This window comes from Chryseobacterium fluminis (assembly GCF_026314945.1).
Taxonomy (GTDB): Bacteria; Bacteroidota; Bacteroidia; order Flavobacteriales; family Weeksellaceae; genus Chryseobacterium; species Chryseobacterium fluminis.
Map to the genome: position 1 here is coordinate 2,614,409 of NZ_CP111121.1, position 20,086 is coordinate 2,634,494.

Here is a 20,086-nt window from a genome sequence, read left to right on the forward strand (position 1 = left end):
AAAATCTAAGTTCTAAGTTATTTTTTAAAAACATGAAACTCTTTCGTGAGTTCAAGATATAGGTCCGAGTATTGTCTCGGACTTTTTTCTATTACCAATTCACATTCTTCACACCGGCTTTCGATAGAGAGAATTCCAGGATCAGTCTTTTTACTTTTGCATTCTGAATGCCCTTAATATGGATTCTGCGCATTAAAAACAATTTATTTTTTTCGGCAATTTCAATAAATCCATTTCCGGCTTCAACCGGAATAATCACAGAAAAAATCCCTTTTTCAGAAAGAAGAGCAGACGATTTTGAAATCAACTGATGAAAGTTCAATTCTACCGTTTGCCTCGCAATCTTATCTTTATCAGAACCGGATTCTTCAAAGTAAGGAGGATTGGAGACGATGAGATCAAAACGATCTGTTGTATCAAAACGCTTAAAATCCTGCAGTTTATTTTTCAGTCTGGATGCAAATGGCGAATTTGCAAAATTTATTCCAGTAAGGCAGGCAGCTTCCTGATTGATATCAATTCCTAAGAATTCTGCCTGCAAGTTTCTCTGTGCCAGCATTAATGAGATCAAGCCTGTTCCTGTTCCTATTTCCAGAACTTTCCGGGCATGACCGACATTTGCCATGGCTCCAAGCAGAACACCGTCTGTCCCCACCCGGAAAACGTCTTTCGACTGTTGAATTTCAAATTGTTTAAATGTAAAAGACTTCACTATAAATTAGTAGGCAGTGTAATGGTAAATGTTGAACCCTTTCCCTCTTCAGACTTTACGGAAATTTCACCCTTATAATCTTCGACCATTTTCCTTACCATCGATAAACCGAGGCCCATTCCACTGTTCTTAGAGGTAAAATTAGGTTCAAAAATTCTTTCATACATATTAGCAGCAATCCCGATCCCGTTATCCTGAACAGAAATCATTACTCTTCGCTGATGTTGTTCTACATCTACATTAATAATCAGTTTCCGCTCGTCGCTTTCTGCCTGCTTGGCATTTGTAACAAGATTGGTAATAATTCTGGACAGATAAATTCTATCCATATTAATCATTATATTACTTTTATTGGAATGCATGAAGATACTGTCGTCATTAAAAACCCGGAGGGTATCTTCAACTTCAGCATTTAAATTGATCACCTCATTATTCTTTTCAGGAAGTTTCGCGAATTCTGAAAATGCAGAAGCTACTGTGGCAATCAGATCAATCTGATCTACCATGGTTTTGCTCAGCTGCCTAACTTTCTCTTTGATATTCGGATCTTGAGGATCAAATTTCCTTTCAAAATTCTGAATGGTAAGTTTCATAGGCGTCAAAGGATTCTTCACCTCATGGGCCACCTGTTTTGCCATTTCACGCCATGCCTCCTCTGAAGCCTTAAAACGCAATCGTTCTTTCTGATCCTGAATCTGGAGGATCATCCTGTTATATGCTCTTGCCAGTGCATTAAGCTCATCATTTTTATAATATCTGATAGGATGCATATCATTCTCAAATAAAGTAATCCGGGTAATCATATCGGAAAACTTGGTGATGGTTTTTGCAAGACTGCTCGAAGTAACCCAGCTGATCCATACGCTGAAAAGAATAAGGAAAAAATCGACCAGTAAAATATATTTTACATACTGATGCAAAACATCATAATAGGCAGATTCATTATGGTAGAGTGGAATGTAAATGATAGCAATCGGTTCCAGCTCATTATTTTTCAGAACCAGATAAGAGGAAGTAAAAACAGCATCTTTAGCCTGGTCATACCCTCTTATATCCACTCTCGCGTCTGTTGCCAGGATCTTATTAACAATCGTGACAGGGATTGTCTTCTGCTCTATCAGACTTTCGTCTTTGTTAGAGAGGAGATAATTTCCTTTTAAATCATAGATAACGATATCATGCTGGTTGATGTCTGCAATTTCAAAGATTTTGTTTTCCAAAACTTTTGGAAGATCCTCTGTATCAATCGTAGATCTGCTCACAGCATAATCCAAATAGCGCATTACTGCCATGGTCTTATCCTGCATGTCGATCTTGCTTTGCTGCAGAGAATTATTCCTTAATACGAAATAAGGGACCAAAGAAACCGCAATAACACTTAAAAGACATACCAGTAAGAAACCGAAAAACACCCTATTTCTTAAGCTATATCCTTTGTATTTATTAATTGCCATCCTGCCTTTTAATTAACTTAGCAATATACTTACCAATTATATCAAATTCTAAATTAACTTTATCGCCGGATTTTAAATGTTTCATATTCGTAAACTCCCAGGTATACGGAATGATGGCTACGGAAAACCGGGAATCCTCACTTTTAGCAACCGTTAAGCTTATTCCGTTTACGGTAATAGAACCCTGCGGAACGGTTACAAAACCACCGTTAGCGTTATATTGTATGGTAATAAAATAGCTCCCGTCTTTATTTTCAATGCTTACCACTTCTCCTGTAGTGTCCACATGTCCCTGAACAATATGTCCGTCCAGTCTTCCATCCATTTTCATGCAGCGTTCAAGATTAACAACGCTTCCCACTTCCCATTTTCCGAGATTAGTTTTTTCTAAGGTTTCGTTGATTGCTGTTACTACATACTGATCCTCTTCAATCTTCACAACCGTCAGGCAACATCCGTTATGGGCAAGACTCTGATCTATTTTTAATTCATCCGTAAACGGGCAGGTAAGCGTAAAATCGATGTTACTTCCATTTTCTTCAATCCTCTCAATAACTCCGACTGCTTCAATAATTCCTGTGAACATATTATTTTTTGCTAAATTTGTAAATTATAATCTTCAAAGATAATCAAAATGAGCCCAAAAAACCATAAAGTACGAGTAGGAATTTCAATCGGAGATTTCAACGGCATCGGTCCCGAAATCATTATGAAATCCCTGGCAGACAAAACCATTACGGATTTTTTCACCACGGTAATTTTTGGTTCGGGTAAATTATTTACTTATCAGAAAAATATTTTTAAGCTAAATCTTAATTTCAATTACATAAACGACGCTTCACAGGCACATGCAGGAAAACTGAATATGGTAAATCTTGTCAAAGACAATGTGACTGTAGAATTGGGAGTACCTACTGAAGAATCTACCAGAATGGCTATCGACTCTCTGGAAGCTGCAACAGAAGCTTTGTTGAAAGGGGAGATCGATGTGATCGTAACGGCCCCGATCAATAAAGATGAAATGGTGAAGATGGGCTTTAAGCACCCCGGACACACCGGCTATTTTGAAGAAAAGTTCAATAAAAAAGGATTAATGTTTTTGGTGACGGAAGAACTTAAAGTAGCGGTTTCTACCCATCACATTCCTATTGCACAGGTAGCTGAAAATATTTCTAAAGAGAAAATAAAAAAGCAAATCAGAGTACTAAACCAGACATTGATCGAAGATTTCAATATTTCGAGACCCAAGATTGCTGTTTTAGGATTAAACCCTCACTCAGGAGATGGTGGCGTTATTGGAACTGAGGAGATTGAGATCATAGGACCAGCCATCAAAGAGCTTTCGGACAATGGAATTCTGGCTTTTGGCCCGTTCCCTGCCGATAGTTTTTTTCAGCCGAATAAGTATAAAAATTTTGATGCTGTTTTAGCCATGTATCACGATCAGGGATTAGCGCCTTTTAAAACTTTAGCCTATGAAGAGGGCGTAAATTACACCGCAGGACTTCCTGTCATAAGAACTTCTCCGGATCATGGCGTTGCTTACGATATTGCAGGAAAAAATGTCGCAGATCCGCAAAGTTTTACAGAGGCCATCTTCACTGCTATTAACATATTCAGGCACAGAACCGAATATAATGATTTGATGAGTAACAGAATGCAGCCGAGAAAAATGGCTGTAGATAATGGAATAGATGAAGATCTGCCGGATGAAACTGAAGGCTAATTTTTTAAAAGAAATTTTAAAGTAATTTGTTATAAATTTTATTTGTTATTTTAAAAAAATTGCATATTTTTGCACACTCATTTTATGGACAAGTTAAGAAACTATGACGTAAGCTTTTCCGGACTTAAAACCGGCAAGCACGAGTTCAGGTATGAGATAGATAAAGAGTTCTTTCAATTATTTGACACTGAACAGGAATTTACAAATCCTAAAATTACAGTAGAAGTCTTATTGGATAAGCATTCTACGTTTTTAGAGTTTGAGATCAAAGTAGATGGAACGGTAGAATTGGTTTGTGATATTACAAACGTCAATTTCGATCATCCTATTGAAAATGAGATCGGCGTATTGGTAAAATTTGGTGAGGAATATGACGACAGCGAGGAAGATGTTATTACGATTCCTTCTAATGATCATGCCTTCAATATTGCACAATTGATTTATGAAAATGTGGTTCTTTCAATACCCATGAAAAAGATATCACCTGACGTAACCGATGAAGATCTGGAAATTCTTGAAAAATTCGGTCCCAAAGAAACCGAAGCAGAAGAACCTAAAAGTGACCCACGATGGGATGCACTTAAAAATTTAAAGAATAAAAATTAAAAATAATTTAAAGATGATGAGATGATGAATCTCATCGCTCATCAAATTAAAAAAGTTATTACAAAATGGCACATCCAAAGAGAAGACAGTCGTCTACAAGAAGAGATAAGAGAAGAACTCACTACAAAGCCGTAGTTCCTCAATTAGCTAAAGATGCAACAACAGGAGAAATGCACCTTTACCACAGAGCTCACTGGCATGAAGGAAAACTTTACTACAGAGGTAAAGTAGTATTAGAAAAAGAAGTAGCTGCTACTGAAGAAAATTAAGAGTCGTTTTCCTCGAAAAACACTCGTTTTTATACAAAAACCGCTCGATTTTAATAAAATTTGGCGGTTTTTTGTTGTTTTTTATGTTTTTTTGGTATCTTTGGCGAAAATCAAATATCAATTTTATGGACATTAAAGACATACAAAATCTTATTAAGTTTGTATCTAAAGCAGAGGTTTCTGAAGTGAAGTACAAAACTAAAGATTTCGAAATCACTATTAAAACTCCATTAGCAGGAAGCGAAGTTACCTATGCTCAGCCTGCGGTTTACCATACTGCACCCCAACAGGCAGCTGCTCCGGCACAAGCCCCTGCTGCTGCAGCTCCGGTTGCTGAAAAAACTGAGGCTGCGTCTGATGACAGCAAATATGTAACCATTAAATCTCCAATGATCGGAACTTTCTACAGAAAGCCGTCTCCGGATAAAGAGGTGTTTGTGAATGTTGGTGACGAAGTTGCTGTCGGTAAAACGGTATGTGTTATTGAGGCAATGAAATTATTCAACCAGATTGAATCTGAAGTAAGCGGAAAAATCGTTAAAATTTTAGTGGATGATGCTACTCCGGTAGAATATGATCAGCCTTTATTCTTAGTAGATCCATCTTAAGGAATTTTAGATGAAAGATTATAAATTTTAGATGAAAACTTCATTTAAAATAATTTAAAATTCAAAATTTATAATTTAAAATTTCGAAGAGATGTTCAAAAAAATATTAATTGCCAATCGTGGCGAGATCGCAATGCGTATTTTACGTACTTGTAAAGAAATGGGAATCAAAACGGTTGCCGTATACTCTACTGCCGACAAAGACAGTCTTCATGTAAGATTTGCAGACGAGGCTGTTTGTATTGGCCCTGCCATGAGTAAAGACTCTTATCTTAAAATTCCTAACATTATTGCTGCTGCGGAAATCACAAACGCCGATGCTATCCACCCGGGTTATGGCTTCCTGTCTGAAAATGCCAACTTCTCAAGAATCTGTCAGAAGAACGGTATCAAATTCATTGGTGCTTCTCCGGAGCAGATTGAGAAAATGGGAGACAAAGCCAATGCTAAAGCTACCATGAAAGCAGCAGGCGTACCTTGCGTACCTGGTTCCGACGGATTGATCGAATCTTATGAGCATGCTGTAAAAACTGCTGAAGAAACAGGTTATCCTGTAATGATCAAGGCTACTGCAGGAGGTGGTGGAAAAGGAATGAGAGCTGTATGGAAAGCTGAAGACCTTAAAGATCACTGGGAATCTGCTATTCAGGAAGCTGTAGCTGCCTTCGGAAACGGGGGAATGTACATGGAAAAGCTGATTGAAGAGCCCAGACATATCGAAATTCAGGTTGCGGGTGACCAATTTGGTAAAGCATGCCATCTTTCTGAAAGAGACTGTTCGGTTCAGAGAAGAAATCAGAAATTAACAGAAGAAACTCCTTCTCCTTTCATGACAGATGAACTTCGTGAGAAAATGGGTGAAGCCGCTGTAAAAGCAGCAGAATTTATTGGATACGAAGGTGTAGGAACCATTGAATTTTTGGTGGATAAACACAGAAATTTCTATTTCATGGAAATGAATACGAGAATCCAGGTAGAGCACCCGATTACCGAGCAGGTTATTGATTATGATCTGATCAGAGAACAAATTCTTTTGGCTGCCGGTACTCCTATTTCAGGAATCAACTATTATCCGAAATTACATTCAATTGAATGCAGAATCAACGCGGAAGACCCTTATGCTGACTTCAGACCTTCCCGGGAAAAATCACGGGATTAAACATTCCCGGCGGTCACGGGGTAAGAGTAGACACTCACGTGTATTCGGGCTATACCATTCCTTCTAACTATGACTCAATGATTGCCAAGCTAATCACAACGGCCCAAACCCGTGAGGAAGCTATTGCCAAAATGAGACGTGCTCTGGAAGAATTTTATATTGAAGGCGTAAAAACAACCATTCCTTTCCACAGACAACTGATGGATAATGAAGATTATCTGGCAGGAAACTACACCACAAAATTCATGGAGGATTTTGTAATGGACAGAAAATATGATAATCATTAAGATTATTTCAATAGAATAACGAAACTGCCTCACTTTGAGGCAGTTTTTTATTTTAGGGCTTTTCGTATTAAATTATTAACTTTGTAAAAAACCAAATATATATGTCTACAGTAGAAACAGCAAAAAACTCACAGTATTTCATTGATCTTGAAGACCAGTACGGAGCACATAACTATCATCCTTTACCTGTAGTTTTAGACAAAGGAGAAGGTGTTTTTGTATGGGATGTCGAAGGTAAGAAATATTATGATTTTCTTTCGGCATATTCTGCTGTAAACCAAGGACATTCTCACCCTAAAATTGTTGATGCTTTGGTGGAGCAGGCAAGAAAACTGGCCTTGACTTCAAGAGCTTTCTATAATTCAAAATTAGGAGAATACGAAAAGAAAATTACAACACTTTTTGGTTTCGATAAAGTGTTACCGATGAACTCCGGAGCCGAGGCTGTGGAAACCGCCGTAAAAATAGCCAGAAAATGGAGCTATGAAGTAAAGGGAATTTCGGAAAATGCCGCGAAGATCATTGTTTGTGAAAACAACTTCCATGGAAGAACAACGACTATTGTTTCTTTCTCCAATGATCCGGACGCCAATCAGAATTACGGTCCTTTTACTCCCGGTTTTATTAAAATTCCCTATAACGATATAACAGCATTAGAAGAAGTCTTATCTAAGGAAGCCCAGAATATTGCAGCATTTTTGGTTGAGCCTATTCAGGGAGAAGCAGGAGTATATGTTCCTGATGAAAATTTCCTGAAGAAAGCATCCGAAATTTGTAAAAAATACAATGTCCTTTTCATTGCCGATGAGGTACAGACCGGTATTGCGAGAACCGGCAGATTAATAGCCTGCCATCATGAAGACGTCCAGCCTGATATTTTAATTTTAGGAAAAGCCCTTTCAGGCGGAATGTATCCTGTTTCTGCCGTTTTGGCGGATAATGAGATCATGAACGTTATTAAGCCAGGACAGCACGGCTCTACTTTCGGTGGAAACCCGATTGCCTGTGCCGTTGCGGTAGCGGCATTAGATGTGGTGGAAGATGAGAAATTATCTGAAAGAGCTGAAAAGCTCGGACAATTATTCAGGTCTGAGATCGAAAAACTGATTGAAAAGACCGATCTGATTACCAAAGTAAGAGGTAAAGGTTTACTGAATGCGATCCTGATCAATGATACTCCCGACAGTTCTACTGCGTGGAACCTGTGTCTGCAACTGAAAGAAAACGGATTGCTGGCAAAACCAACTCATGGCAATATCATCAGATTGGCTCCACCGTTGGTTATTACGGAAGAACAACTGCTAGACTGTGTTAAGATTATTGAAAAAACTATTTTAGATTTCAAAAAATAAATATGCCTGAACTCACTGAGAAAGTTAGTGGCTTAATCATAACATTCAACGAAGAAAAAAACATTCGGGAAGTACTCGGATGTTTTAATTTTTGTGATGAAATTGTCATTGTCGATTCTTTCAGTACCGATAAAACTTTGGAAATAGCCTGTACTTTTCCCAATGTGAAAATTATTCAGAATACATTTGAAGATTTTACCAAACAGAGGAATCTGGCATTGGATAACGCCGGAAACGACTGGGTTTTATTTCTTGACGGTGACGAAAGAATCACTCCTGAACTGAGACAGGAAGTTATAGAGGAGCTGAACAAGGCAGACAAAAAAGATGCCTACTATTTTTATAGAAAATTCTTTTTTGCCGGCAAGCCTATTCATTATTCAGGGACACAGACGGATAAAAATTTCAGATTATTCAGAAAATCAAAAGCCAGGTATGTTTCTGAGAAAAAAGTTCATGAAACTTTGCACGTAAACGGAACAGTCGGAGAGCTTAAAAATAAACTTCTCCATTTTTCCGTTAATGATTATAAGTCCTATAAAAAGAAAATGATTCATTACGGAGTTCTGAAAGGACAGGAACTGGCTGCCAAAGGGAAAAAATTCAGTGTACTCACTCAATATTCCAAAACCACGTTTAAATTCTTTAAGGCATACATTTTGCGTTTAGGTATATTCGACGGAAAGGAAGGATATCAACTCTCTTATCTGCAAGCGTTAAGTGTTTTTGAAACTTATGAATCATTAAAAAAGGAGCAAAATTGATTGGATGAAGATTTGTGTTATTAGTTTCGATTTTTGGGGTTATGATGAGCATATTGTAGAAACACTGTGTACAAAAAATATCGATGCCCACCACATTAAAATAGGTGATGTGACCCATTCAAATTTTAGTGAAAGGGCGACGAATGCCGTAAGTAAAATTTTTCTTAATAAAAATCTGAAGACCGAAAAAAGACAGAAATTTGTATTGGAATCTCTTGAAAAGCTGGGCCATCAGGATCAGATTTTAGTTTTGAATCCTGATACTTTTGATTTGTCAACACTGGAAAAAATCAGGAAAAAATCTGATCGACTCATCACCTATCTTTACGACAGCCTGGACCGTTTTCCCGTGGAGAAAGAAAAATTGAATCTTTTTGACAAGATTTTCTCATTCGATATTGCAGATACTCAAAAGTACTGTTTTGAAAAATTAACCAACTATATTTATCTTCCTCATGTGGAAAATGGAGAACAGGAGACCAAAATCGACCTCTTCTATATCACATCTTATGATAATAAACGGGTGACATTTATTAAGCTGCTTACCAAAAAGCTATCGGAGCTGTCATTAAAATTTCAGGTTATTGTTATTGGAAAAAAAGGCTGGAAACATCAGCTGAAAAATATCTTCTTTACGGTTCCTGAAAATCTTCAAATTGTTTTCGGTATCAAAAAAGTTGATCATTCGAAATTACCTGAATATTACAGGAATTCAAAAGCTTTGCTGGACCTTACCCGTGAAAATCAGTATGGACTCAGTTTCAGAGTTTTTGAAGCTATGGCTCTGGAGAAAAAAATCGTTACGGATAATGAATTCATTAAAACCTATGATTTTTATGACCCCAGTAACATTCTTGTTTTGAACGAAACATGCAGCAATCTGGATAAATCTTTTTTTGAATTGCCGTACGAAAAAATTCCTGAAGAGATTTACTATAAATACACTCTTGATAACTGGGTAAACAAGGTCTTTCAGTTATCATAACTTTTTTTGAACAGTAACCCATGCTTAACTATACAAATCAATCCAAGATCATCATATTCTGCCCACCAAACAGTGTGACAGGCGGGCCCGAGGCATTGCATCAGCTGGCTGACAAACTGTATCATCTCGGCATCGGGAATATATTCATGCATTATATTCCTAAGCGAAGAAATGCAAAACCTGAAAATTATAATGTTTATGTCACGACAGAAATAGAAACAGTAGAAGATAAAGCTGAAAATATTTTAATTGTTCCGGAATCGATGACTTTTCTGATCAAAGAATATCCCGAAAGTCAAAAAGTGATCTGGTGGCTCAGCGTCAATTTTTATCAGATTTTAATGGATCACAGAATCCGCAGACAGAACTTTTTCACTAAATTATTCTATCAGCAAAAAGACAGGGAATATTATTTTGAACCTCTCCCGAATGTCTTTCAGTGGGCACAGTCCTATCGATCATCCATATATATAAAAGAGCACGGAATTCCTGAAACACAGATCGATTTCGTATGCGATTACATTAACCCCAGCTTCTTAAAAAATACAGGGAGAATAGAAAAAGACCTTAGCAATAAAACAATTCTCTACAATCCCCGGAAAGGGATAAAAGAGATCTCTAAGATTATCAAAAGCTCTCCGGAGCTCACTTGGGTTCCTATTCAGAATATGAATGCCGGACAAATTCAGGAGATAATGGCCAAATCGTTACTCTATGTTGACTTCGGGGAAAATCCGGGACGCGATAAAATGTTGAGAGAATCTGTATCTCAGGACTGCTGCATCATTTCAGGCAGAAACGGATCATCAGCCTATTATGAAGACCTGATGATTCCTGATGAGTATAAATTTAACTTCAGTGAAGAACAAATTCCTGAAATTATTGCTAAAATAAAAGACGTTTTAAATAATTATGCGGATCACATTTCTCAATTTACCATCTATAAAAAAATGGTGCTGAATGAAGAGATCGCATTTGAAAGAAAACTGAAAGAAATATTTAAGAAATGACGTTAAAGAAAATTACTCTGATTTATCCTTTTGCGTACGGTTATCTTGATTATGTCGTCCGGGAATTGGAATCCCGACCTAATATTGTAGTTACTGACATTAAAACCGACACCATAAAATATACCTATCCGAATATTTTTGTAAAAGTCTGGAACGGTATCACTAAGGTATTTGGAAGTAATATTAAAAAAAAATATTTCACTCAGCAGATTCTTCATCAGATCAAAGAAAAGCAGGATATAATTTTTGTCATCAGACCTGATTTGCTTGAAGATTCATTACTGAAAAAATTAAAATCAAATACGGAGACTTTTACTGCGTATTTATATGACAGCTGTCAAAAATTTCCCAGACAACTTGAAATTGCACCCGTTTTTGATGAAATCTATTCTTACGAAAAAGAGGATATTAAAAAATACAATTTTAAGGAAACTTCCAATTTTATTTATGATGAAGTGCTGGAACCGGAAGAGATACAGTATGATATTTTTAACGTCTCATCTTATGATTCCAGAATTAATGAAATAGATGCTGTTTCAAAGATCCTGACTGAAGCGGGGTTAAAAATTCATTTTGTATTATTTTGGTTTGAAAAATTAGAGTATCCTCATCTGATTTCAACCACCCGATATCTCTCACTTGAAGAAACAAAAAAACTTATATCCCAGTCCAGAGCGATAATCGATATTCAGAGGGAAGATCAGCAAGGGTTGTCTTTCAGGACTTTTGAAAGTTTGGGATACCGAAAAAAACTGATCACGACCAACGCATCAGTGAAAGACTATGAATTTTATCATCCGAATAACATATTGATCATCGACAGTTATCATTTAAATCCGGACGAAATTAAAAAATTTCTGGAACTTGATTATATCGAAATTTCCCAGGAGATTCTGGATCAATATCACGTTAGCCATTTTACAAAGAAAATATTCAAATTATAAGACATGGGTATTAAAAGAAAAATAAAAAATTATATATACTTAAAAAGGCATTATCCCTTATCTGTAAAAACCGTTATTCCCGATCCTGATAAAAAAAATATACTGATCGTGGACAGCCAGATTCCGACTTTTGATAAGGATTCGGCATCTAATAGAATTACAGAAATTGCAAAATTCCTGGCAAAACACTATAATGTATATCTGATGGACTGGAGAAAGGCCATCCCCAAGGTTGAATCCAGAAAATACATCCAAAACCTGAACGATCATAATGTGATGGTGTATACACCTTTTATAGGTGAGTACGGCATTATGAAAGGAAAAAAACAGTTCATCAACAACCTTCTTCCTAAACTTGATTTTGTATGGTGCCACAGACCCGAACTTTTCGAGCATTACCTGGGATTTTTCAGAGAAAGAGCTCCCCAGGCAAAGATTGTTTATGATATGGTAGACATCCATTATCTAAGGATGGAAAGAGGACTCGAAATAAAATATGATAAAAACAGAGCACAGGAACTGGTACATTATAAGCACATCGAAACCGAACTTTGTAAGCAGGCAGATAAAATAGCTGTAATCAGTGATAAAGAAAAAGAGTTTATGACTGCTTTTGTCGACCGTTCGAAACTTTTTACCGTGAGCAATGTTCATAACTTAAAGGTAAAACCGGAAGACATGCCACCATTCGAAAAGAGGAACGGGATTTTCTTTATCGGAACTTTTCTCCATGATCCGAACGTAGATGCTGTTGAAATCCTGTATCATCATATTATGCCTTTGGTGTGGCAGGTTTTACCGGAATTAAAAATCACTATCATTGGTTCGGAAGCTCCGGAAACCATCAAAAAAATGAATTCCGACAAGTTTGAAATTGCCGGTTTTGTAGAGAATATCATCCCTTACTACGAAAAATGTTTCGCCTCCGTTTCTCCCTTAAGATTTGGGGCCGGAGTAAAAGGTAAAATCGGTCAGGCTTTAGAATACACGCTGCCTGTATTAACTACCGAAATCGGTGCCGAAGGCATGTTTCTGGAAAATGGAGTCACTGCATTAATTTCAGGGAACGAAGATTATCAGAAATTTGCTGATCATATCATTGAAATCTGCACAAAAGAATCTACCTGGAATACTTTACATCATAATTCTGAAAAAGCAATTTATCCTTTTTCTATTGAAGCACAAAAAGAAGAGATTTTTGAATTGTTAAAATAATTTTTTCACGTAAAAGACCTAATCAGTGTTTTCCATTTTGGGAAGCACTTTTTTTATAAAACAGTAGCCGAATATATTAATTCTAATTGTTCTGGCTATTAAATATATTAAAGTCTGAAATTTTCTATTAGTAAGCTCCATTTCTCAAGCATTTTCTCAGGAGCGAACTTTTTCATTTCAAGATGGGCATTTGTTCCTAACTCTGAACGTAAACTTGAATCAGCCATCAGTTGTTTTAGATAGAATATCAATTCTTGGGGATCCTGAGCAAGAAAACCGGTTATATTATGTTTTATTAATTCATTAACTCCGGAGCATGTCTCAAAACCTAAGCCCGGAAGCCCTACAGACATCGCTTCAGCCAGAGCCAATCCGAAGCCTTCATATTTGCTTGGAAAAATAAAAAGATCCGCTTCTTTTAATTTTGAAACAGGATGGTCTGTAAAACCATTGAGGAAAATTTTATATTCTAATTGATAATTCTTAATTTTTTTATTCAAAAGATCAAAATCATTTCCAACACCCCAAAAATGCAGTTCCCAGTTTGGAAATTCGTTAACAACCTCAGCAAATGTGTCAATAGCAACATGCTGCTGTTTACAATCTGTAGCCAAAGTACCGATATGCAAAATCTTGTACTTTTCTTTTATAATTGTAAGATCAACGATTTCATCATTTTCAAATTGAGGAACAGGATTCGAAATGGTAACCGATTTCCCGGTAAAAGTGTCGGGTAAAAAATCTTTATAGCTGTCAAACAGGATCTGAACAGCAGAAAGATGCTTATAAGATTCTTTCAGAAGAGACATCTCTTTTTCGCTTCTGTACCAGAGAATATCCGAATAATCATAGTCCGGTCTGCCGTTTACAGAATTAATAATGGGGATCGTATATTGATTCTGATAAGTGATCTCCAGCAGAGAGCCGGTAGACATGGTAATGATAAGATCAGGATTTACGGAATCCATATATTTTTTCCAGGCCTCAGCTCTTTTTTTAAGGTTGAATTCGTACAGACCGTCAGGTCCGTTCATTTTCTTAAGAAGATTTTTATTGAAAATTTTTGCCTGCTTCTTTTTGATTTTGAAACTGACCCATTGGAAAGGATTTTTACCAGTATAATTGTGAAGTGCCTTTAAATTTTCCTGAACAATATCAGAACTAAAAATATTGGTCAGTTTGATTCCTTCTGTCAGTGGAAACACTGCTCCTCCGGAAATATTTTGATTCGTGGCAATTTCTACATCATGTCCCAGGGCAGCAAAATGATTAGCTAAAAAGCTTGCTATTTTCTCTGTTCCTCCTGAACCGTTGATAAATCCTGAATGCTGTATTACTAAAATCTTCATTTCTTAAAATCTTTCACTGACTTTCTTCCTCAGGTCTTTTCTTATTTTTCTCAATGGAATAAATTTTATAAAAAATAAATACAACTTCTTCCTGGCTGACCGCTTTTTGGTATACCTGATATAAAACCTGTCGAAATCAGAAGCACCATCAGAATTGATAAAATAAAGGAAAGGCTCACTGAGCAATTCTTTTTCTTCCGCTGAAAGATAAGGCAAAATTCTCAGCATATAATTTTTTATCAGGTGATGTAATGAAGTTTTCTGCTGATCATTCAAAGGCATTGCCAGATATCTGAACCCAAATGGTTCGTGTTCCATAAATAAGGCTAAATGAAGTGCTTTTGTTTTAAAAAGATCATACCTTTCATAAAAATCATCTAATATTTCTAACCAAATCGGAATCTGCTGAAGGACCAGATCAGCATTTTCATTAATTTTTAGGTGATTTTGATTCTCATGATGCCTGTAATGATAAACACCTTGAGGATTTGTCCCGATATTTTTGGTCAGTGCAATCAACTGGTGTGAGAATAAACCGTCTTCACAAGGCTGGATATTTTGGGGAAATTTTATATCCCGATATGTATTCAGAAATTCCAGACGCAAAAACTGGGCACAGGTAGGCAATGCAGGAACGCGGGGTAATCTTTTGCAAAACTCTTCTCCTATAATGGTAATATCGCTATCCTGTTCTTTGGCAGCATCATAAGATGTTGCTAAAAACCCGCGATCTATGGTATCATCAGAATCCAGAAAGAAAACATATTCACCAGTTGCATGAGAAAGCCCCAGATTCCTGGCTACAGAAACCCCTGAATTGGCTTGATCAACATATTGTATTCTGGCATCTTTTCTTAAATATTCTGTACAGATGGCAGCAGAATCATCGGTACTGCCATCATTTATTAAAATGAGTTCAAAATTTTTAAAGCTTTGATTTAAAACACTCTCAATAGTTTCTGCTAAGAACTTTCCCGCATTATAAACAGGGATAATGACAGATACAGAAATATCCTTTTTCTCAATATTCATAAATATTATTTAGGCAGGCATCCATCCAGCTTTGCTTTATTCAGCTGAAATTCCCGATACTTAAAGATACCTGTTTTATATGCAATAACAGCTCCGAAATTAATATTTTCACTCGTTGTACTCATTGGGAAAATACAGGACCGGTAGGTGTTTTTTTCTACCAGGGGCTTGGGAAGCACTTTAAAGTTAAGTCCGTCTTTTGAAAAAGCGATATAAAGACTTTCAGCCGTAGATTTTTTGACTTCCCCCGCAGCAATACACAAGAAGTAATATCCGTCTACGTAGGTAGCCTGAATATGCCATGGCGCGTACTCGGAGTTCACCTTTGTCCAGGGTTTGTTGATAAAATTGACAACCTTGCTTTCTTTAAATTTGGAAAAATCCAAGCCGTTACCGGATGTTCTCCGAATGATATAAGAAGGATCATTTCCGGGGAAATTCGGGCTGATATTATTTTCTACCTCATAGCTTATATATCCCAGCCCATTATAGACAATACTCGGCGAAATGATGTGATTATTCTTTGGAGAATACGGAGCATCACTTGTATAAACAGCCTCCAGAGGAGTCCAGTTGATTCCGTCTGCAGAAGTTTGCCGTACAATTGTTCTCTGAGCATTTTTTGCCAGCTTCTTCATATTATTCTGGCTTTTGGCTCCCCTGCTTTTCAGAGCGACAGCCTTTATAAAACTTGCTCTATAATAAAGGGAGAATTTTCCGTTTTCGTACGTCCAGTCGACATCTGACCAAAAGCCCTGCTTAGGTTCTTCTTTTTTTTCGGAGAAGCTTTCATTTACGGAAGGCGTTCTCTGCAGAGGACTGGCCACGCCGTTAGGACCACTCCAGTGGATCCCGTCATTGGATACGACCACGGTAGGATTTTCATATCTTTTAGAGATCTGAATATTTCCTACTGTCCCAAAGTAAGGCGTAAAAACCATCCAGTATTTATACCCGTTAAAACCATTGGGAAAGTACTGGACGTCCGGATGGCAGTAAGCAAAATCAGGAGTACTGATATTTTTTATAAAGCCCGGGTCATTTTTACCCGGATGATTTCCATTGGCAATCATGTTTATATTGAGGGTTCCGATATCAGTAAGATAATCTGTGGTTTCACCATATTCTGTTTTATTATCCGGTGTAGTCGGAACATTTTCAGCATATAAGCTTTCTTCCTGCTGAGAACAGGAAATTATCGTAAAAGTCATAAGCAGAATTAATAAAAATTTCGGCTTATTAATGTAAAGAGGCATCCTTAGTTGTGTATATTATTTTTTACTGCTTTTCATAATGATCTTCATTCCTGTCCTATTATCTTCCTTACAATGAATTCCGATATGAATCCTTGTTGATTCAAATCTTTTTATGGGTCTTGAATTCATCTACTAATACGTCATGTTTTCCCAGAATCATTCTCCTGTTTTTAACTTACTATGAGTGATCATTAATTCTGCAAATGTAAATATTAGAATCAGAAAACCAAAAAATATAATATTAAGTATTCATAAAAAATAACGATACAATAAAAAAAAATTGTGGAATCATGCGATTTCATCATTTTTCATTAATCATATACATATATATTTAATAACCATAAAACTCAATTCCTCCCATATATCGTCTGGGTTTGAGACTTGATTTGTGCACTAGTGATTTTTCTGTTCAATATCTGTAAATAGATACGGTGTTAGGCTGTTGCGTAGCAAAAGCGTTGAATTTGATTCCTTCATCTACATAGCCGGACTTTATGGTATAGTAGTGATCTGTTCCGTTAAAATATCTGTGAATAGGAATTGTTTTTAAATTCAAGTATAAATATTTTCCGTAATGCCACTCTCCGATTAAAAAAAACAAATTCACTAAATTCATCATCACCTGAGTATTATGCTACTTTCATTCTTGAAGGGAACAATACCGAGAGGCATGAGATACAGTAAGTGAAATAACTAATATTTATTAAGAGATCGATATTTCGATATTTATAATCATATGGCTGTTCTATGAGTAGAATAGCCTTTTTATTATACAACAATTCATTTCCTTTACCTAAATTTGCATCAAAATTTTAAATTGATATGGGGAAAGTAAGAGTACGTTTTGCTCCAAGTCCTACCGGACCTTTGCATTTGGGAGGCGTAAGAACAGCATTATATGATTATCTTTTTGCTAAAAACCAGGGTGGTGAATTTGTGTTGAGAATTGAGGACACCGACACGGCAAGGTATGTGGAAGGCGCTGAAGACTACATCGAAGAAGCCCTGGAATGGTGCGGAATCATTGCTGATGAAAGCCCTAAAAAAGGAGGAAAATTCGCTCCCTACAGACAATCTGAAAGAAGAGACATTTACGACAGATATACCGCAGAGATCTTAAAGACCGATTATGCATATATCGCTTTTGATACGGCTGAAGAACTGGATGCTATCCGTGCTGAATACGAAGCAAAAGGAGATGTTTTCTCTTATGACAACAAAACAAGAAACATACTCAGAAACAGCATATCGCTTTCTGAAGAAGAAGTTCAGCAGTTACTGGATAAAAAGACACCTTATGTGGTAAGGTTTAAAATGCCTGTTGACAGAACCCTTAATCTTGAAGATATCATTCGCGGAAATTCTTCTGTAAACACCAACACTTTAGATGATAAGGTTTTGGTAAAGAATGACGGCATGCCGACATACCACTTTGCCAATATCATCGATGACCACGAAATGGAAATCACTCACGTAATTCGTGGCGAAGAGTGGCTGCCTTCTTTAGGTTTACACACTTTATTATATGAAGCCATGGGCTGGGAAGCTCCTCAGTTTGCCCATCTTTCTCTGATTCTAAAACCTGAAGGGAAAGGAAAATTAAGCAAAAGAGATGGTGATAAGTTCGGGTTTCCGGTATTCCCGCTGAATTTTACAGATTCTGCGACCGGACATACTTCCATAGGATACAGAGAAAGCGGCTACCTGCCTGAAGCATTCATTAATATGGTGGCGTTATTGGGATGGTCTCCTGCGGATGATAAAGAAATTTTGCCGTTGGAAGAAATGATTAAAGAATTTGATCTTTATAAAGTTCATAAGGCGGGAGCAAGATTCAGTAAAGAAAAGGCAGAATGGTTCAATCACCAGTATATTCAGCTGAAATCTGATGAAGAACTGCTTGAGATTCTAAAAACTTCAGGGTTAAATTTAACCATCGAGGACGAAAAATTGCTGAAAATTATTCACCTGATGAAAGAGCGGGCCACTTTTCCAAAAGACATCTATGAAAACGGAAAATTTTTCTTTGAAGCACCGGTTTCTTATGAGGAAAAAGCCTCAAAAAAGGCCTGGAATGATGAAACTTCTGCTGTTTTAGCAGATCTTGCATTAAAATTGGAAACTGCAGATTTTAAAGCTGAAGCTTTAAAACAGACCATGCACGAATTGGCCGGGAAAAAGGCCTGGGGATGGGAAAAGTAATGATGCCATTGCGTCTGGCTTTAGTAGGAGAACTGAAGGGCCCGGATGTCCCGGATATACTGGAACTCATTGGAAAAGAAGAAAGTATCGCCAGAATAAACAATGCTATTAATAATTTTAAATAGTTTTTCATAATTTTTCATACATTTGAAAGATTTAATTTACTTCAAGAAAATGGAATATTTAAGTTTCGAACTTCCTATACAAGAATTGATGGACCAATACCAAACATGTTCTTTAGTAGGAGAAGAAAGTGGTGTTGATGTAAAATTAGCATGCAGCCAGATTGAGGACAAGATCATCGAAAAGAAAAAAGAGATCTATGGCAACCTTACTCCCTGGCAGAGAGTACAACTATCCCGTCACCCGGACCGTCCTTATACATTAGATTATATTAACGGGATGGTAGACAAGGGAAGTTTCCTGGAACTTCACGGAGACAGAAATTTCGCAGACGACCCTGCCATGATCGGCGGTTTAGCGACATTGGATGGTCAGAAAGTAATGATTATAGGAACTCAGAAAGGCAGAACAACTAAGGAGAGACAGCACAGAAGATTCGGAATGCCTAACCCTGAAGGGTACAGAAAAGCTTTAAGACTGATGAAGCTTGCTGAAAAATTCAGAATTCCGGTAATTACTTTAGTAGACACACCGGGAGCCTATCCTGGTCTTGAAGCTGAAGAGAGAGGACAGGGAGAGGCCATTGCAAGAAACATTTTCGAAATGACGATGCTTAAAACGCCTATCTTCACATATATTATCGGTGAAGGAGCAAGTGGTGGCGCATTGGGAATCGGGGTTGGCAACAAAGTATATATGTTGGAAAATACTTGGTATACGGTAATTGCCCCTGAAAGCTGCTCATCCATTCTATGGAGAAACTGGGATCACAAAGAGGATGCCGCCAATGCACTGAACCTTACTCCAAAAGATGCTTTAAGAGAAAAATTCATCGATGGAATTATCGAAGAACCGCTTGGAGGAGCACATTATGATCCGGAAACGACCTACCTGAATCTGAAAGCTTCCATTCTACAGAATGTTAAAGCCTTCTCTAAATTTACAGGGAAAGAACTTGAAACCCAAAGACAGGATAAATTTATTGCCATGGGGCAATTTAAAGGATAAAAACAAAAGCGGCTGAGAATTTCTT

18 protein-coding genes and 2 pseudogenes are annotated in these 20,086 nt (G+C 37.0%); 13 read left to right on the top strand and 7 right to left on the bottom strand.

Features of this window, described 5'->3' with window-relative positions:
• Positions 1-91: 91 nt before the first annotated feature.
• The 3 genes from ODZ84_RS11940 to ODZ84_RS11950 are packed head-to-tail and all read right to left on the bottom strand — an operon-like array spanning position 92 to position 2,752.
• Positions 92-712 (bottom strand): tRNA1(Val) (adenine(37)-N6)-methyltransferase, encoded by a 621-nt coding sequence (locus ODZ84_RS11940; protein ID WP_323136699.1) that lies wholly within the window; start codon positions 710-712, stop codon positions 92-94.
• Positions 712-2,166 (bottom strand): sensor histidine kinase, encoded by a 1,455-nt coding sequence (locus ODZ84_RS11945; RefSeq protein ID WP_266172538.1) that lies wholly within the window; start codon positions 2,164-2,166, stop codon positions 712-714. The genes ODZ84_RS11940 and ODZ84_RS11945 overlap by 1 nt, the downstream gene beginning before the upstream one ends.
• Positions 2,156-2,752, bottom strand: coding sequence for a riboflavin synthase (locus ODZ84_RS11950; protein ID WP_266172539.1), 597 nt, complete (start codon positions 2,750-2,752; stop codon positions 2,156-2,158). The genes ODZ84_RS11945 and ODZ84_RS11950 overlap by 11 nt, the downstream gene beginning before the upstream one ends.
• 48 nt (positions 2,753-2,800) lie before the next feature.
• On the opposite strand from ODZ84_RS11950, the gene pdxA reads away from it, so the two are divergent.
• From pdxA to ODZ84_RS12005, 11 genes and pseudogenes are all read left to right on the top strand, one after another.
• On the top strand, positions 2,801-3,892 hold the full coding sequence (gene pdxA, locus ODZ84_RS11955) for a 4-hydroxythreonine-4-phosphate dehydrogenase PdxA (RefSeq protein WP_266172540.1): 1,092 nt from the start codon (positions 2,801-2,803) through the stop codon (positions 3,890-3,892).
• An 84-nt stretch (positions 3,893-3,976) separates the two neighbouring features.
• Positions 3,977-4,498, top strand: a complete 522-nt coding sequence (locus ODZ84_RS11960; RefSeq protein ID WP_266172541.1) for a YceD family protein — start codon at positions 3,977-3,979, stop codon at positions 4,496-4,498.
• Between the two features lie 65 nt (positions 4,499-4,563).
• Complete coding sequence (gene rpmF / locus ODZ84_RS11965) at positions 4,564-4,767, top strand: 50S ribosomal protein L32 (protein WP_266172542.1); 204 nt, start codon at positions 4,564-4,566, stop codon at positions 4,765-4,767.
• A gap of 125 nt (positions 4,768-4,892) precedes the next feature.
• Entirely contained in the window at positions 4,893-5,375 is a 483-nt protein-coding gene (gene accB / locus ODZ84_RS11970; protein ID WP_266172543.1) for an acetyl-CoA carboxylase biotin carboxyl carrier protein, read from the top strand.
• A 91-nt stretch (positions 5,376-5,466) separates the two neighbouring features.
• Positions 5,467-6,821, top strand: a pseudogene (gene accC / locus ODZ84_RS11975) (acetyl-CoA carboxylase biotin carboxylase subunit).
• A gap of 101 nt (positions 6,822-6,922) precedes the next feature.
• Positions 6,923-8,173: an ornithine--oxo-acid transaminase gene (gene rocD / locus ODZ84_RS11980; protein ID WP_266172545.1), complete on the top strand. Its 1,251-nt coding sequence runs from the start codon at positions 6,923-6,925 to the stop codon at positions 8,171-8,173.
• 2 nt (positions 8,174-8,175) lie between these two features.
• Positions 8,176-8,937: a glycosyltransferase family 2 protein gene (locus tag ODZ84_RS11985; RefSeq protein WP_266172546.1), complete on the top strand. Its 762-nt coding sequence runs from the start codon at positions 8,176-8,178 to the stop codon at positions 8,935-8,937.
• Positions 8,938-8,941: 4 nt separating this feature from the next.
• Positions 8,942-9,922, top strand: coding sequence for a glycosyltransferase family protein (locus ODZ84_RS11990; RefSeq protein ID WP_266172547.1), 981 nt, complete (start codon positions 8,942-8,944; stop codon positions 9,920-9,922).
• Between the two features lie 20 nt (positions 9,923-9,942).
• Complete coding sequence (locus ODZ84_RS11995) at positions 9,943-10,932, top strand: hypothetical protein (RefSeq protein ID WP_266172549.1); 990 nt, start codon at positions 9,943-9,945, stop codon at positions 10,930-10,932.
• On the top strand, positions 10,929-11,876 hold the full coding sequence (locus ODZ84_RS12000) for a hypothetical protein (protein WP_266172550.1): 948 nt from the start codon (positions 10,929-10,931) through the stop codon (positions 11,874-11,876). The genes ODZ84_RS11995 and ODZ84_RS12000 overlap by 4 nt, the downstream gene beginning before the upstream one ends.
• Positions 11,877-11,879: 3 nt before the next feature.
• Positions 11,880-13,091 (top strand): glycosyltransferase, encoded by a 1,212-nt coding sequence (locus ODZ84_RS12005; protein WP_266172551.1) that lies wholly within the window; start codon positions 11,880-11,882, stop codon positions 13,089-13,091.
• A gap of 107 nt (positions 13,092-13,198) precedes the next feature.
• On the opposite strand, the gene ODZ84_RS12010 is transcribed toward ODZ84_RS12005, so the two are convergent.
• The 4 genes from ODZ84_RS12010 to ODZ84_RS12025 all read right to left on the bottom strand — a co-directional run bounded on the left by ODZ84_RS12010 (position 13,199) and on the right by ODZ84_RS12025 (position 17,284).
• A complete protein-coding gene (locus ODZ84_RS12010) occupies positions 13,199-14,440 on the bottom strand; it encodes a glycosyltransferase (RefSeq protein WP_266172552.1) in 1,242 nt (413 codons plus the stop codon).
• Positions 14,441-14,443: 3 nt separating this feature from the next.
• Positions 14,444-15,472: a glycosyltransferase gene (locus ODZ84_RS12015; protein ID WP_266172553.1), complete on the bottom strand. Its 1,029-nt coding sequence runs from the start codon at positions 15,470-15,472 to the stop codon at positions 14,444-14,446.
• A 5-nt stretch (positions 15,473-15,477) separates the two neighbouring features.
• A complete protein-coding gene (locus ODZ84_RS12020) occupies positions 15,478-16,683 on the bottom strand; it encodes a hypothetical protein (RefSeq protein ID WP_266172555.1) in 1,206 nt (401 codons plus the stop codon).
• Between the two features lie 454 nt (positions 16,684-17,137).
• A complete protein-coding gene (locus ODZ84_RS12025) occupies positions 17,138-17,284 on the bottom strand; it encodes a hypothetical protein (protein ID WP_266172556.1) in 147 nt (48 codons plus the stop codon).
• Positions 17,285-17,550: 266 nt separating this feature from the next.
• Between ODZ84_RS12025 and gltX the strand changes: the two are divergent.
• Positions 17,551-19,055: pseudogene (gltX, locus tag ODZ84_RS12030) on the top strand (glutamate--tRNA ligase).
• 49 nt (positions 19,056-19,104) lie between these two features.
• A complete protein-coding gene (locus ODZ84_RS12035; protein WP_266177364.1) occupies positions 19,105-20,061 on the top strand; it encodes an acetyl-CoA carboxylase carboxyltransferase subunit alpha in 957 nt (318 codons plus the stop codon).
• Positions 20,062-20,086 lie beyond the last annotated feature (25 nt).